This is a genomic window from Pseudomonas sp. SWRI22 (assembly GCF_014268395.2).
GTDB classification, from domain to species: Bacteria; Pseudomonadota; Gammaproteobacteria; order Pseudomonadales; family Pseudomonadaceae; genus Aquipseudomonas; species Aquipseudomonas paracarnis.
Genome location: NZ_JABWQK020000001.1, coordinates 478655 through 495004 on the forward strand (window position 1 = coordinate 478655; position 16350 = coordinate 495004).

Here is a 16350-nt window from a genome sequence, read left to right on the forward strand (position 1 = left end):
CATGCTTTCCAACCCTAATATCGACCTGGTGTCGCGCTTTCTTCGCTTGCCTCTGGAGCAGCGCCAGCAGTTTTACCAGCGCCTGCAAAGCCGGAGCATGAGTTTCGCTCAACTGCCGATTGCTCCCACCCGCCACGACAGCGGCACACCGACGTTGTCTTACGCCCAGGAACGCCAGTGGTTCCTCTGGCAACTGGACAAGGACAGCACCGCCTACCACATCCCTGGCGCCCTGCGTTTGCACGGGCACTTGGACCTGGCAGCGTTACAACGCAGTTTCGACAGCCTGCTGGCCCGGCATGAAAGCTTGCGCACGCAATTGGTCGAGGACGATGAACGTCTGTGGCAGGCAGTGATGCCGCAGGCGCGGGTGCAGATCCAGCAGGCGCATGTCGACCAAGCGCAGTTGATGGCGCGGGTGGAAGAGGAGGTGGCGCGGCCGTTCGATTTGCACCAGGCGCCGTTGTTGCGTGTGACGCTGTTGCAACTGGCCGAGGATGAGCATGTGCTGGTGATGGTGCAGCACCACATCGTCTCCGATGGCTGGTCGATGCAGGTGATGGTGGAGGAACTGGTACAGCTCTACGCCGCCCATAGCCAGGGCCATGACCTGCAACTCCCGGAACTGCCGATCCAGTACGCCGACTACGCGCTGTGGCAACGCGGCTGGATGGAAGCCGGGGAACAGGCGCGCCAACTCGCGTATTGGCAGGCCCTGCTGGGCGGCGAGCAACCGGTGCTGGAATTGCCGCTTGACCGCCCGCGGCCGGCGCAGCAAAGCCATCGCGGTGCAAGCCTGCAGGTGCATCTGCAACCGACGTTGGTGGCGGGCCTCAAGCGCCTGGCGCAGCAAGAGGGCGTGACCGCGTTCATGCTACTGCTGGCGTCGTTCCAAGCCCTGTTGTATCGCTACAGCGGGCAGTCGGATATCCGCATTGGCGTGCCGAACGCCAACCGTAACCGCGTCGAAACCGAGCGGCTGATCGGCTTCTTCGTCAACACCCAGGTACTCAAGGCTGACCTTGACGGGCAGATGAGCTTTGCCGAGCTGCTGCAACAAACCAAACGCCGCGCCCTGGAGGCCCAGGCTCATCAGGACCTGCCGTTCGAGCAACTGGTGGTGGCATTGCAGCCTGAACGCAGCTTGAGCCATAACCCGTTGTTCCAGGTGATGTTCAACCACCAGACCGAGGCCCAGGGCGGCCGCGAAGGCCAACAGTTGCCGGGCCTGCGTGTGGTGGAACTGGACTGGGACAGCCAGACCACCCATTTTGACCTGAGCCTGGACACCCATGAATCCGCCGACGGGCTTTGGGCCGCGCTGACCTACGCCACCGACCTGTTCGATGCCGCCACCATCGAGCGCTTGGCGCAACATTGGCAGCACCTGCTGCAGGCGGTGGTGAGTGCACCCCGCAGCCGCCTCTGCGAACTGCCGATGGCGAGCGCCGCTGAGCAACACAGGATGCTCCAGGACTGGAACACCCCGGCTGGTGTCACCCCCTTTGAGGCTGTACACCGGCTGTTTGAAGCCCAGGCTGATCAGCAGCCGGAACGTCAGGCCCTGGCCCTGGATGAGCAGGCCCTCAGCTATGGAGAACTGAACCGTCAGGCCAACCGGCTGGCGCATTACCTGCTGGCCCAGGGCGTCGGCCCCCAAGGGCTGGTGGGGATCGCCGTGGAGCGCTCTTTTTCCATGGTGGTCAGCTTGCTCGCGGTGCTCAAGACAGGAGCGGCCTATGTGCCGCTGGATCCTGAGTACCCCCGCGAACGCCTGGCGCATATGCTTGAGGACAGTGATGTGGGCCTGGTGTTAACCCAATCCCACCTGCATGGGCGTCTGCCGTTGCCGGCCCGGGTGCTGGCGGTGGACATCGACCGGGTCCAGGCGCAGTTGGCGTTGTGTGCCGACAGTAATTTACCGGTTGATGTCGAGCCCCAGAGCCTGGCGTATGTGATCTACACCTCCGGCTCCACAGGCAAGCCCAAGGGGGTTGCCATCAGCCAGGCTGCACTGAGTGAGTTTGCTGGCATCGCGGCGGATTACTCGCAGCTGGTTGCCCAGGACCGAGTGCTGCAGTTTGCCACCTTGAACTTCGACGGTTTCGTCGAGCAGCTATATCCAGCCCTGACCCTCGGCGCCACCGTGGTACTGCGTGGCCCGCAGTTATGGGACGGTGCCGAGCTGTATCGGCAGATCATCGCCCAGGGCATTACCCTGGCCGACTTGCCCACGGCCTACTGGAAGCTGTTCCTGCAAGATTGCCTGGCAGCAGGCCCAAGAACCTATGGTGCCTTGCGCCAGATCCATATCGGTGGCGAAGCCATGCCGTTGGAAGGCCCGCTGTTGTGGCAGCGCGCCGGGCTCGGCCATGTGCGCTTGCTCAATACCTACGGGCCTACCGAGGCCACCGTGGTTTCCAGCGTGCTGGACTGCACTGACCCGAGCGCCGTCGGCGCCGGCGGTGCCAGCCCCATTGGCCGGGCGCTGCCAGGGCGTGGCCTGTATGTGCTGGACCGTGACCTGAACCTGCTACCGCTGGGCGCCGTGGGTGAACTCTATATCGCCAGCGCCAATGGCTTGGCCCGTGCGTATTTGCAACGGCCAGGCCTGACCGCCGAGCGCTTTGTCGCTGATCCGTTCAGCCCATCCGGCGAGCGCCTGTACCGCACCGGCGACCTGGCGCGTTATCGCGCCGATGGTGTGGTGGAATATGTCGGGCGGGTCGATCACCAGGTCAAGGTCCGTGGTTTCCGCATTGAACTGGGTGAAATCGAAACCGTGCTGCTGGCCCAGGACAGCGTGCGTGAAGCGCTGTTGCTGGCTGCCGACAACCAACTGCTGGCCTACCTGGTGCCTGCGCAGACGCTGTCTGAAACCGAGCGCGCCGAGGTTGGTGAACAGTTGATGGCCACCTTGCGCGACCATCTGCCGGACTACATGGTGCCGGCGCACCTGATCTTCCTCGACCGCATGCCGCTCAACCCCAACGGCAAGCTGGATCGCCAGGCCCTGCCCAAGCCAGATGCCAGCGTGGAACAACAGGATTGGCGAGCGCCGGTCACCCCGTTGCAACAACAGGTGGCGGCGATCTGGGCGGCTATTCTGGGGGCCGAACGGGTGGGCTTGAACCAGCACTTCTTCGAACTGGGAGGGCATTCCCTGTTGGCAATGCAGGTGGTGTCACGCATCCGCCAGACCCTGAGCCTGGAAGTGCCGCTCAAAGCCGTGTTCGAACACCCGCGGCTGGAGGCGTTTGTCGCGGCCTTGCAAACCCAGGAGAGCCCATTGCCAACGGCGCCGGCCCTACTGCCAGCCGGGCGTGTGCAGCCGTTGCCACTGTCTTACGCCCAGGAGCGACAATGGTTTCTCTGGCAACTGGAGCCCCACAGCGCGGCGTATCACATTCCCAGCGCGCTGCGCCTGAAAGGGCAATTGGACCTGGCTGCGTTGCAACGCAGTTTCGATAGCTTGCTGGCGCGTCATGAAAGCCTGCGCACCCATATCCGCCAGGATCACGACGGCGCGGTGCAAGTGATTGAGCCGCCAATGTCCTTGCCGATCACCCAGGCTGATGTCGATGACGCTCAGCTCAAAGCCAGGGTGCAAGCGCTGATCGCCCAGCCGTTCGACCTGCAACAAGGCCCGTTGCTGCGCGTCACGCTGTTGCGCCTGGCCGCCGACGAGCATGTGTTGGTGTTGGTGCAGCATCACATCGTCTCCGATGGTTGGTCGATGCAGTTGGTGGTCGAGGAACTGGTGCAGTTGTATGCCGGTTACAGCCAAGGCCAGGACGTGCAGTTGCCGGCGCTGCCGATCCAGTATGCCGACTACGCCGTATGGCAGCGCAGCTGGATGGACGCCGGTGAGAAGCAACGTCAACTGGCCTACTGGCGTGAACTGTTGGGCGGTGAGCAGAGCGTGCTGGAGTTGCCGTTCGATCATCAGCGCCCGGCTGTGCAGAGCCACCGCGGCGCGCGCCTGGCGTTCGAGCTGGCGCCCGAACTCACCCAGGGGCTCAAGGCTTTGGCCCAACAGCAGGGCGTGACCCTGTTCATGTTGTTGCTGGCATCGTTCCAGACCTTGTTGCACCGCTACAGCGGCCAGGAAGAAATACGTGTCGGCGTGCCGATTGCCAACCGCAATCGCAGCGAGACCGAGCGCTTGATTGGTTTCTTCGTCAACACCCAGGTGCTCAAGGCGGATGTGCATGGGCAGATGAGTGTCGAGCAGTTGCTGCAGCACGTTCGGCAACGCGCCCTGCAAGCCCAGGCCCACCAGGATTTGCCGTTCGAACAACTGGTGGAAGCCCTGCAACCTGAGCGTAGCCTGAGCCACAACCCGCTGTTCCAGGTCATGTTCAATCATCAGACTGACATCGGCCAGGCTCAGGTTCAGCACCAATTGCCAGGGCTGCGGGTAGAAGGGCTGGACTGGGACAGCAAGACCGCACATTTCGACCTGGACCTGGATATTCAGGAGTCCACCGAAGGTATATGGGCCACCTTGGGTTATGCCCAGGACCTGTTCGAAGCCAGCACCGTGCAACGCATGGCGCGTCACTGGCAGAACCTGCTGCAAGGTATGGTCGCCAACCCACGGCAGCAGCTCAGCCAGTTAAGCTTGCTGGACGCGACCGAACAACAACAGATCCTGCAACTGTGGAACCGCACGGAGTCTGGCTTTTCGGCCGAGCGCCTGATGCATCAACTGTTTGCCGATCGCGCCCGGGCAAACCCGACTGCGGTGGCGGTGAAGTTCGACGCGCAAACCCTGAGCTACGGCGAACTGGATCGCCAGGCCAACCGCCTGGCCCATGCCCTGATCGCTCGTGGCGTCGGCCCGGAAGTGCGGGTGGCCATCGCCATGCCGCGCAGTGCCGAAATCATGGTGGCGTTCCTGGCGGTGATGAAAGCCGGCGGTGTGTATGTGCCGCTGGATATCGAATACCCGCGTGATCGCCTGCTGTACATGATGCAAGACAGCCGTTCGAAATTGCTGTTGACCCATTCGGCCGTGCAACACCGGTTGCCGATCCCGGACGGCCTCGACGCCTTGGCGGTGGATCAGGTGCAAGCCTGGTCGGATTACAGCGATACGGCCCCGACTGTGGCGCTGGACGGCGACAACCTCGCCTACGTGATCTACACCTCCGGCTCCACCGGTTTGCCCAAGGGCGTGGCGGTGTCACACGGCCCGCTGGTGGCGCATATCATCGCTACCGGCGAGCGCTATGAAACCTCGCCGGCCGATTGCGAGCTGCACTTCATGTCGTTCGCTTTCGACGGCTCCCACGAAGGCTGGATGCACCCGCTGATCAACGGCGCCAGCGTGTTGATCCGTGATGACAGCCTGTGGCTGCCGGAATACACCTACGAGCAGATGCATCGCCATAACGTGACCATGGCGGTGTTCCCACCGGTGTACCTGCAACAGTTGGCCGAACATGCCGAGCGCGACGGCAACCCTCCTGCGGTGCGGGTGTACTGCTTTGGCGGTGATGCGGTGGCCCAGGCCAGCTATGACCTGGCGTGGCGCGCGCTGAAGCCTGAATACCTGTTCAACGGCTACGGCCCGACGGAAACCGTGGTCACACCGCTGTTGTGGAAGGCCCGTAAAGGTGATCCCTGCGGCGCTGTCTACGCACCCATCGGTACCTTGCTGGGCAACCGCAGCGGTTATGTCTTGGATGCGCAACTGAACCTGCAACCTATCGGCGTGGCCGGCGAGTTGTACCTGGGCGGCGAGGGCGTGGCCCGGGGTTATCTGGAGCGTCCGGCGTTAACCGCCGAACGCTTCGTGCCGGACCCGTTCGGCAAGCCCGGCAGTCGCGTGTATCGCAGCGGCGACCTGACCCGCGGGCGTCCGGATGGCGTAGTGGATTACCTGGGCCGTGTCGACCATCAGGTGAAGATCCGCGGTTTTCGTATCGAACTGGGGGAAATCGAAGCGCGCTTGCGTGAGCAAGCCAGTGTCGGTGAAACCGTGGTGGTGGCCCAGGAGGGGCCGACCGGCAAACAACTGGTGGCCTATGTCGTACCACTGGACCCGACGCTCCTGGGTGATGTTGTCGCTCAATCAAACGGTCGCGAAACCTTGCGGCGCGCCTTGAAAACCCGCTTGCCGGACTACATGGTGCCGACGCACTTGATGTTCCTTGAGCGTATGCCACTGACCCCTAACGGCAAGCTCGACCGCAAGGGGTTGCCGCTGCCGGATGTGAGCCAGATGCAGCAGGTGTATGTGGCGCCCGAGAGCGAGTTGGAGCAGAAGATCGCCGCGATCTGGTCCGATGTGCTACGCCTGCCACAGGTGGGCCTGCATGATAATTTTTTCGAACTGGGCGGCGATTCGATCATTTCGATTCAACTGGTCAGCCGCGCCCGCCAGGCCGGTGTGCGTTTCACGCCCAAAGAGTTGTTCCAGCATCAGACCGTGCAGAGCCTGGCGACGGTCGCGAGGGAAGGCGACGGTGTGGTGCAGATGGATCAGTCGCCGCTGACTGGCGATTTGCTGCTGTTGCCAGTGCAACACAGTTTTTTTGCCGATGAGATTCCCCAGCGTCATCACTGGAACCAATCTGCGGTGCTGCAACCGCACCAGCCGTTGCAGGTACCGCTGTTGTTGGCCGCACTGCAGGCATTGATCGTGCATCACGATGCCTTGCGCAGCACCTTTGTCGAGGGCGCACAGGGCTGGAGCGCGGCCTACCGTGGTCCGGATCAGCACCAGGCTGAACAAGTGCTATGGCAAACCACATTGAACAGCGTCGAAGAACTTGAAGCCTTGGGCGAAGAGGCCCAGCGCAGCCTCGACCTGGGCGCGGGCCCGTTATTGCGTGCGGTGTTGGCGCAGTTGGCCGACGGTTCACAGCGCTTGTTGCTGGTGATCCATCACTTGGTGGTGGACGGCGTGTCGTGGCGCATCCTGCTTGAAGACTTGCAAAGTACGTATCAGCAACTGGCCCAAGGCGCCCCTGTGACGCTGCCAGCCAAGACCAGCGCCACCCGCGTCTGGGCTGCTCGCCTGCAGACCTACGCCCACAGTCCGGCGTTACAACACGAGCTGGCTTGGTGGCAGACGCAATTGCAGGGCAGTCCGGTCGGTTTGCCGGGCGCCGATCCACAGGCGAGCCTGAGCAACCAACTGGCCCTGAGTGTGAGCACACATCTGGATGCCACCTATACTCGGCGCTTGCTGCACGACGCGCCGAGTGCCTATCGCACCCAGATCAATGACCTGCTGTTGACTGCCCTGGCGCGAGTTATTACGCGCTGGAGCGGCGAGGCTTCGACGTTGATCCGGCTTGAAGGTCATGGCCGCGAAGATCTGTTCGATGACATCGACCTGACTCGCACTGTCGGTTGGTTCACCAGCCTTTACCCTGTGCAACTGGTACCGGCCGATTCCCTGGCTGCTTCCCTCAAACGCATCAAGGAGCAGCTGCGAGCCGTGCCCGACAAGGGCCTGGGGTTCGGTGCCCTGCGTTACCTGGGTAATGCCGCAACGCAACAGGCGTTGGCGGCCTTGCCGCAGCCACGTATCACCTTCAACTATCTGGGGCAGTTCGATGCCAGCTTCGACAGTGGCGAACAGCCAGGACTGTTCACGCCGACCGCTGATGCCAGCGGTGCCGAGCAAAGCCCGCAGGCACCTTTGGGCAACTGGCTGGAAATCAACGGTCAGGTCTATGGTGGCGAGCTGAAGTTGAACTGGAGTTTCAGCCAGGCGATGTTCGGTGAAGCAACCGTCAAATGCTTGGCCGACGACTATGCCTTGGAACTCAAGGCTCTGATTGATCATTGTTGTGAGTCGGCGCATCAGGGCGTGACGCCGTCGGACTTCCCGTTGGCGCGGTTGTCCCAGGACCAGTTGGATGGCTTGGCACTGAACGTGGCTGAGGTCGAAGACCTGTACCCATTGTCACCCATGCAGCAAGGCATGCTGTTCCAATCGCTGTACGGCGAAGGTTCGGGTGACTACATCAACCAGATGCGCATTGATGTGCAGGGCCTGGATGTGGCGCGCTTCCACCAGGCCTGGCAGGTGGCGGTGCAACGCCACGAGATCCTGCGTAGCGGTTTTGTCTGGCAGGCGGAGCTTGAACAGCCTTTGCAGGTGGTCTACAAGCAGGTGCGCCTGCCGTTTATGGCGTTGGATTGGCAGACCCGTAAGGACTGCAACCAGGCCCTGGATGAGCTGGCCGAGTCGGCACGCACCCAGGGTTTTGTCCTGGAGCAGGCACCGCTGTTGAGCTTGACGCTAGTACGCACGGGGGCGACGAGCTACCACCTGATCTACACCAATCACCATATTTTGATGGATGGCTGGAGTGGTTCGCAGCTGTTCGGCGAGGTGTTGCAACAGTATGCCGGTGAGCCGCTGCCAGCGCCCACCGGGCGGTATCGCGACTACATCGGCTGGCTGCAGGCACAGGACAAAGCCGTCAGCCAGGCGTTCTGGCAGGCGCAACTGGTCAACTTGCAGGCGCCCACGCGCCTGGCCGGTGCCGTAGAGACTGAGGTGGATGCGGCCCAGGCGGTCAATGGCGAGCATCGCTTGAGCCTGGATGCTGCGCAAACCGAACACCTCAAAGCCTTCGCCCAACGTCACAAGGTGACCCTCAATACCCTGGTGCAAGGCGCCTGGTTGTTGCTGTTGCATCACCACACCGGGCAAGCCACCGTAGCATTCGGCGCCACGGTAGCAGGGCGTCCGGCGGAACTGCGTGGGATTGAACAGCAGGTCGGCTTGTTCATTAACACGCTGCCGGTGGTGGCGACGCCGGATGCGCAAATGTCGGTCAGCCATTGGCTGGAGCAACTTCAGCAACAGAACGTTGGCTTGCGTGAGCATGAACACACGCCGCTGTTCGAGATCCAGCGTTGGGCCGGGCTGGGTGGAGAGGCGGTGTTCGACAGTATCCTGGTGTTCGAGAACTACCCGGTGTCTGAGGCGCTGGAGCAGGGGGCACCGTCGGGGCTGCGTTTTGGCGCAGTGCACAGCCTGGAACAGACCCACTATCCATTGACCGTGTTGTTGGCTATAGGCCAGACACTGGGCTTGGAGTTCAACTACTCCCGCCAGGCTTTCAGCGGCGCGCATATCCAGCGCTTGGCCGAGCACTTCCAGCAGTTGCTGCTGGCCCTGGCCAGTGACGGCAGTCAACGCCTTGGCGCGTTGCCCTCAGTGGCGCAGGCCGAGCGGCAGTGGGTATTGCATGATTGGAATGCGACTGCGGTGGATTACCCGCTGGATCAAGCGGTCCACACGCTGATCGAGGCTCAGGTGCTGCGTACACCGGATGCACCTGCCTTGATTTTCGCGGGGCAAGCCTTGAGTTACAGCGCGTTGAACGCCCGGGCCAATCGCCTGGCGCATCGCTTGATGGCGGCCGGGGTTGGCCCGGATGTGCTGGTGGGGCTGGCGGCAGAGCGCTCGGTGGAGATGGTGGTTGGCCTGTTGGCGGTGCTCAAGGCCGGTGGCGCTTATGTGCCGCTGGACCCCGAGTATCCTCGTGATCGCCTGGCCTACATGCTGCAGGACAGTGGTGTGCAACTGCTGTTGACCCAGGCTCATCTACTGGCGCAACTGCCGGTTCCCGCCGGTGTACAAACCCTGGTGCTGGAATGTGGCGATACCTGGCTGGAAACCTTCAGCAGCCACAACCCGAATATCCCGGTGCACGGCGAAAGCCTTGCCTATGTGATCTACACCTCCGGCTCCACCGGTCAGCCCAAGGGCGCTGGCAACCGCCATATCGCGCTGACCAACCGCCTGTGCTGGATGCAACAGGCATATGGGCTCACGCCGCACGACAGCGTGTTGCAGAAAACTCCGTTCAGCTTTGACGTGTCGGTGTGGGAGTTTTTCTGGCCGCTGATGACCGGCGCGCGTCTGGTAGTGGCGGCACCGGGCGATCATCGTGATCCAGCCAGGCTGGTACGGCTGATCAACGAGCAACAGGTCACCACCTTGCATTTCGTGCCTTCCATGTTGCAAGCGTTCTTGCAAGACGCGGCGGTTACTTCATGCCAGAGCCTGCAACACATCGTTTGCAGTGGGGAGGCGTTGCCTGCGGATGCCCAGCAACAGGTGTTCGTCAAATTGCCCCACGCCGGCTTGTACAACCTGTACGGCCCTACCGAAGCCGCTATCGACGTAACCCATTGGACCTGTGTCGAGGAAGGTCGCGACGCCATACCCATTGGCCGACCCATTGCCAACCTGGGCTGCTACGTGCTGGACGACAACCTGGAACCTGCACCAGTGGGTGTGCTGGGCGAACTGTATTTGAGCGGTATTGGCTTGGCGCGGGGTTATCACCGCCGTGCTGCACTTACCGCCGAGCGGTTTGTGACCGACCCGTTCGGCAGCGGCACGCGTGTGTATCGCACCGGTGACCTGGCGCGTTATCGCGACGATGGCGTGATTGAATATGCCGGGCGCATCGATCACCAGGTCAAACTGCGCGGCCTGCGCATAGAGTTGGGCGAAATCGAAGCGCGCCTGCTGGAGCTCGACAATGTCCGCGAAGCCGCGGTGCTGGCGGTGGACGGTACCCACCTAGTGGGTTACCTGGTGCTGCAACAGCCCCTTGAAGAGTGGAAGGCAGGGGTGGTTGCACACCTGGCCGAGCAGTTGCCCGACTACATGGTCCCGGCGCAGTGGGTGGTACTGGCGCAGATGCCGTTGAGCCCGAACGGCAAGCTGGACCGTAAGGCGTTGCCCAAGCCAGAGGCTCACGGTGCCGCGCAATACCAGGCGCCCGTTAGCGAGATCGAGCAGCAAATCGCAGCGGTCTGGAGCGAGGTGCTGGAGGTGGAGCGCGTAGGGCTCAACGACAACTTCTTCGAGCTCGGTGGCCATTCATTGCGAGTGTTGATGCTCAAGGAGCGAATTCGCAAGGTCAGCGGCGTGAACCTGTCTGTCAGCCAACTGATGCTTAACCCTACTGTGGCGGGACAGGTCAAATGCCTGCAGGGCAATAGCCGGTCTTCGTTGATCGTCAAGCTCAACCAGCAGACGCAAGGCACGCCGTTGTTCCTGTTCCACCCAAGCTTCGGCTCGGTGCATTGCTACACCGCGATTGCCCTGGCCTTGCGCGAGCAGCGCCCGGTGTTCGGGGTCATGTGTCGTGCCTTGGCCGAAGAGGGCGCCACGGTGCCGCAATGGCAGGTAATGGTCGAAGACTACACCGCGCAATTGTTGGTGGCCCAACCCGAAGGCGCGTTCCGCGTGGGTGGCTGGTCATTGGGCGGCAACCTGGCGATGGAGGTCGCCTACGGCCTGGAGCAAGCCGGCCGAGAAGTGGAGTTTGTCGGCTGGATCGACGCTGCGCCGCCGCAATGGGTCAAACCCTATTGGGACGCAGTGGTGGTCGAGAACGCTCGCGAGATCTCAGCCAATGAGCGCCGCGCAGCTTTGCTGGGGGTTATGTTTCCTGAGTTCGCCGAGTCCATCCAACACGCCTGGCAGCAATGCCAACGGGATAGCGAGGATGAAACGGGACAATGGCGGGAATTTGTGAATTGGGCTGAACAGTCTTTGGGCGAAGCCTTCACGGTGATCAAGGATGAATTACTGCGTGGCAATGAGGCGCAGATTTCCTGGGACGTTGACCGGGCACTCAGTGAGCGTTTGCTGCAAGCTGACTTCAAGCCGATCAAGGCGCCCGTCACTTGTTGGTGGGCGTCCATGAGCCGGGCAGGGCGCTTCAAGGACCTGATCGAGCAGCAAATGGCAACGGTGATCAGCCAAGGGCGCATCGAGCGCTCAGTGATGATTGAGACCGATCATGATGGCATTATCGACAGCGCGGTGTTTATCAGCAGTTTGGTAGAGGCGTTGAGGTAAGCCGCCGCTCAATCACAAAAACCCGGATCCAGTGTCCGGGTTTTTTTATGCTCCAATCCCTCTTCGCCAGTATCTCTGCACGCCCAAAAAAAAGCCCGGTGAGCATGGGGTGCTCACCGGGCGTTTGATCGATCGACGCGTGGAATCAGAAGTCCCAGCGCGTGCTGACCATCACATTACGTGGCTCACCGTAGGCGGCCGAGTTATAGAAGCCCACGTTGGTGTAGTAAGACTTGTCGAAGATGTTGTTGAAGTTGACGGTAGCCGACAGGTTCTTGGTGACCTGGTAGCGGGTCATCAAATCCACCAACCAGTAGGACTCCTGGGTGATGTCCTGGTTTTTCTCAAGTGGCCCGTTCCAGATCTCGTTCCAACCTTTGGTCTGCCAGCGTACACCGCCACCGATGGTGAACTTGTCCAGGTCGCCCTTGAGTTTGTAGGTGGTGTTCAGGTTGACCTGATGCTCGGGTTCGAAGGTGGAGAGTTTCTTGTCGTCTTCGTCTCGTACGATCTTGTGGGTGTAGCCACCTTGAAGTTGCCAGCCTGGGCTCAACTCACCGGAAATTTCCGCTTCGTAGCCTTTGGTGACGGCCTTGGAGCTCTTGAACGCCCAGTTGTTCGGGGCAGGTGTCTGGTTGTTGTAGGCGTCATCCGAGATGGGGCGATTAGTCTCATGCACTTCGAAGTAAGCGATGCTGGTGTTGAGGCGGCCATCGAAAAACTCGCCTTTCAGGCCCAACTCGTAGTTCTGCCCTTCGTCTGGCTCCAGCAGCTTCTCGTTACGGTCCTTATAGGTGCTTTCCTGAGGTTGGAAGATATCGGTGTAGCTGGCGTATACCGAGAAGTTGTCATTGAGGTCGTAGATCACACCGGCGTAAGGAATGAACCGCCCGGTTTCCTTGTAGGAAGGGTTGTTGCCAGTCACGTGATAGTTGGCCACGCGCCCACCCAGGATCACGTTCAGGTCGTCAATCACGTTGAAACGCGCGGTCAGGTAATACCCGGTTTGACGGATAGTGTCGTCGATGTGCTGTTGGGCAGGACCGTAGATAGGCTTGGCGATATGGCCGTTCCAGTTATAGAAATCGACCTTGTTACCGCCAGGCCATTCCGGCGACCAGTACCCCTTGCCTTGCCAGCGTGAGGTGCCGATCGAGCCGCCCACCACCAGTTCATGCTCGCGGCCAAACAGGCTGAAAGGGCCGGTGGCGTAGAGGTCGGCCGAGGTGCTCTTGGTCTCGCCGGTGTATTTCTGCCCGTTGATCTCAGCGGTGCCATCGGCTGCCGGCTGGACGAATTGGATCGAACCCAGATCGGCGTGGTAGCCGTTGATCTTGTGGTCGAGCTGGAATTTGGTCACCCAGCCGTCGCCCAGGTCATGCTCGAGCATGGCAAAGGCGGTACGCGTGTTTTGCTCCCACGAGCTCCAGGTGGTGCCGTTGTTGTAGGAGCGCGGCATTTTGTTGATGCTGCCATTGGAGTTGACCAGCGGGAAGGAGCCGGACCAACTGGAACCCTGTGGAATGTTGTCCTGGTAATCGAAGCCCACCGTCAGCATGGTATCGGGAGACAGGTCGAACTCGGTGATGCCGTAGTAGGTTTCGGTCTTGCGCGAGTAGTGGTCCATAAAGGACTTCTTGTCCTGATACGCAGCCACCGCACGGCCACGGATATTGCCGCTGTCGGTCAAGGGGCCACTGACATCCACTTCGCTGCGGTAGTTGTCCCAGGAACCCGCCCCCAATTGCACATGGCCCTTGAATTCCGCGGTTGGCTTCTTGCGGATCAAGTTGATGGTCGCACCCAGGGAACCGGCACCGTTGAGCAGGCCGGTAGCGCCCTTGAGGACTTCAACACGGTCGTAGATCGCCATGTCGCTCAGGGTGTTGCCCGCCGAATAGCCGACGTTACGCACAGTCGATGGAATACCGTCGTACTGGAAACTATTGACCGAAAAACCACGGGAATAGTAGTTGGTGCGGTCGGAGTCGTAGGCGGAAACGGTGATGCCCGGCGTATGGCGCATCACGTCATCCATGTTGTTGAGGCCAAAATCCTCGATGTGCTGGCGAGTCACCACGGTGATCGACTGCGGAGTTTGCCGTGGGGTCAACGTCAAACGTGTAGCCGTGGCAATCGTGCCAGGCGTGTAGGAACCAGAACCTTCGGTGACGTTGCCCAAGTAGTTGGCGGTCACTTGCGTCGGGCTCAGCTCGAGCCCACCACCGCTGCCAGCAGCAGTGACGGTCAAGGTATTGCCGTTGAGGTTATAGGTAGTCTGGCTACCGGCCAGCAATGCAGCTATGGCCTGCTGCGGCTGCATCTTGCCCTTGACGGCGGGGCTGTTCTTGCCCTGCACATCGCCCGGGCTGTAGAGCACTTGCACATTGGTCTGGCGGCCAAATTCCTGCAGTGCGCTCCCCAGCGACTGCGCAGGAATATTCAACTCGATCTCCTGGGCCTGCACATAGCCTGCAATCGGCATCGACACAGCCAACGCCAAGGCACTGGGCAAGAGGTTGATGTTCAGGGCCCGGCGCATGGATAGCGCTTTGCTCAGGGGGCTGAGACCGAGTCGTGCTGGCATGGATGCTTTCTCTTCTATGTTTTAAGTGGGCAATTCTAAGTGTTTATTGAGGTTAGTTCTCATTACCACTAGTGAGACGTTCCTACTTCGCAAAACCGGAAAAAATTATTCCGGTACTTCATGCAGGCTCCATCTCATGCACCACCTGACCGGCACGCAGGCGCACCAGATGATCGGCGATGTCGAAATAACGATCATCGTGGCTGATCACGATGATGGTCTTGCCCAGGCGTTTGAGGTCCGGCAGCAGCTCGGTGTAGAAGATGCGGCGGAAGGCCGGGTCCTGGTCGGCGGCCCACTCGTCGAACACCAGTACCGGGCGTTCTTCCAGCCAGGCATTGACCAGGGCCAGGCGCTTGCGTTGGCCGGTGGACAGGTCAGTGGTGCTGAACACGCCGTCCTTGACGCTGACCTTGTGCGCGATTTCCAGGCGCTCAAGGTATTTGGTGGCGCTGTCCAGGGACTGGGTGGCGCTGCCTTGTACCAGGTCATCGAACAGGTAATAGTCGGAAAACACGGTGGTAAACAACTGGCGATAATCGTCGCGCTCTGGGTCGGTCACCGCTGTACCGTTGAGCAGGATCTCACCCGCCTGAGGTGGATACAGGCCCAGCAGCAGCTTGATCAGGGTGGTCTTGCCGCTACCATTCTCGCCCACGACAAACACGATATCGCCTTGCTTGATGCTCAGGTTGATCGGCCCCAGGTGGAACGGTTGGCTGCCTTCAACCGCTGGCGGGCTGTAGCTGACGCCGCGCAGTTCAAGGCTGTTGACCACAGGCTTCGGCGCTTCACTGTCGTCCATCAACAAGTGGGGCTCGGGCGAAGAAAAACGTTCCGACAGTTCGCTGATGCGCCCGAAGGCAATCTTCGCCTTGCCAACCACGGGCAAGTAACCCAGCAGGTGCTCCAACGGGCCTTTCATATACAGCAGTACCAGCACGAAGCCGGTAATCACCGTGGGGTCGGGGTTGGGGTTGTAGGCCTGCATCGCCAGGGCCAGGCCGATGACCACGAAGAACAGCATCGAGCCAAAGGTCTTGGCCAGGATATAGATGTTGACTGAACGCACCTGGATATCGCTGATGCGGTCTGCGGTTTCCTGGATGCGGTGGGTGTTCATGCGAAACCGCCGCGGACGGTGCATGCGCAGTTCCTTGGCTCCCGAAGCAATCGCATTGTAGTAACGCTGCAATTCATCTTCGTGGCTACGGGCCAGATCGAAGCCCTGGATGCCTTTGCCGCCCGCGATGAATTGCACGGCGCTGCCGATGATGATTGCGACCACCATCATCAGGAACATCGGCACGGACAGGTAAGCCAGGTAACCCAGGCATCCCAGGGTAACGGTGGCGGCGATGGCCAGGGGCGTGAAGGCAAAGGAAAAGTCGCTGATGGTGTCCACGTCGTGGGTCAGCACCGGGATCAGGCGGTGAGAGCGATATTGCTCGATCTGCCCGATGGGCGCTGACAGCACCTTTTCACCCAGGTCCTTGCGCAGGGCGGCAATGATCCGTTGCCCGACGTAGTTGGTGCCGATGTCGGAAATGATCGAGCTGACCAGCGCCACCACGCACAACGCGGCGAAGGTCAACACCACACCCTGAGTCATCCCCCCCGCCGAATGCAGGGCATTGTTAATCGTCGCCAACAGCAAGGTAATGGCCAGGCCGCCCGCCATGCCAAGGGCGACGGAGACCGTCACGATGGTGCGAAAGGGCCTGAGCAATGCGAGCAAACCTTTGAAGGCGCCGCGCTTGGGGTCGGTCATAAATACTTCCCGGAAAGTGAAAAGAGGGGGCTGGGCACACAGACCCTTACCCATGACAAACGAAGCTGTGGCGTGACTATTTAGCGCGGCGTGCCGGACGGTGGCAGTGAGCGATAAATTGCCCGGGGCCTGGTT

The 16350-nt window shown here is 61.0% G+C and carries 3 protein-coding genes; 1 reads left to right on the forward strand and 2 read right to left on the reverse strand.

Going from position 1 to position 16350, the window contains the following annotated elements; genetic code table 11:
• Position 1 precedes the first annotated feature (1 nt).
• Positions 2-11857 (forward strand): non-ribosomal peptide synthetase, encoded by an 11856-nt coding sequence (locus HU730_RS02080; RefSeq protein ID WP_186527772.1) that lies wholly within the window; start codon positions 2-4, stop codon positions 11855-11857.
• 145 nt (positions 11858-12002) lie between these two features.
• Here the strand turns inward: HU730_RS02080 and HU730_RS02085 are convergent, their stop codons facing one another.
• Together HU730_RS02085 and HU730_RS02090 are read right to left on the reverse strand one after the other, a co-directional pair.
• Positions 12003-14444: a TonB-dependent siderophore receptor gene (locus HU730_RS02085; protein ID WP_080757696.1), complete on the reverse strand. Its 2442-nt coding sequence runs from the start codon at positions 14442-14444 to the stop codon at positions 12003-12005.
• A 118-nt stretch (positions 14445-14562) separates the two neighbouring features.
• Positions 14563-16215 carry a cyclic peptide export ABC transporter gene (locus HU730_RS02090; RefSeq protein ID WP_034127740.1) on the reverse strand — a complete coding sequence of 551 codons (1653 nt, stop codon included), beginning with the start codon at positions 16213-16215 and terminating at the stop codon, positions 14563-14565.
• Positions 16216-16350: the final 135 nt, after the last annotated feature.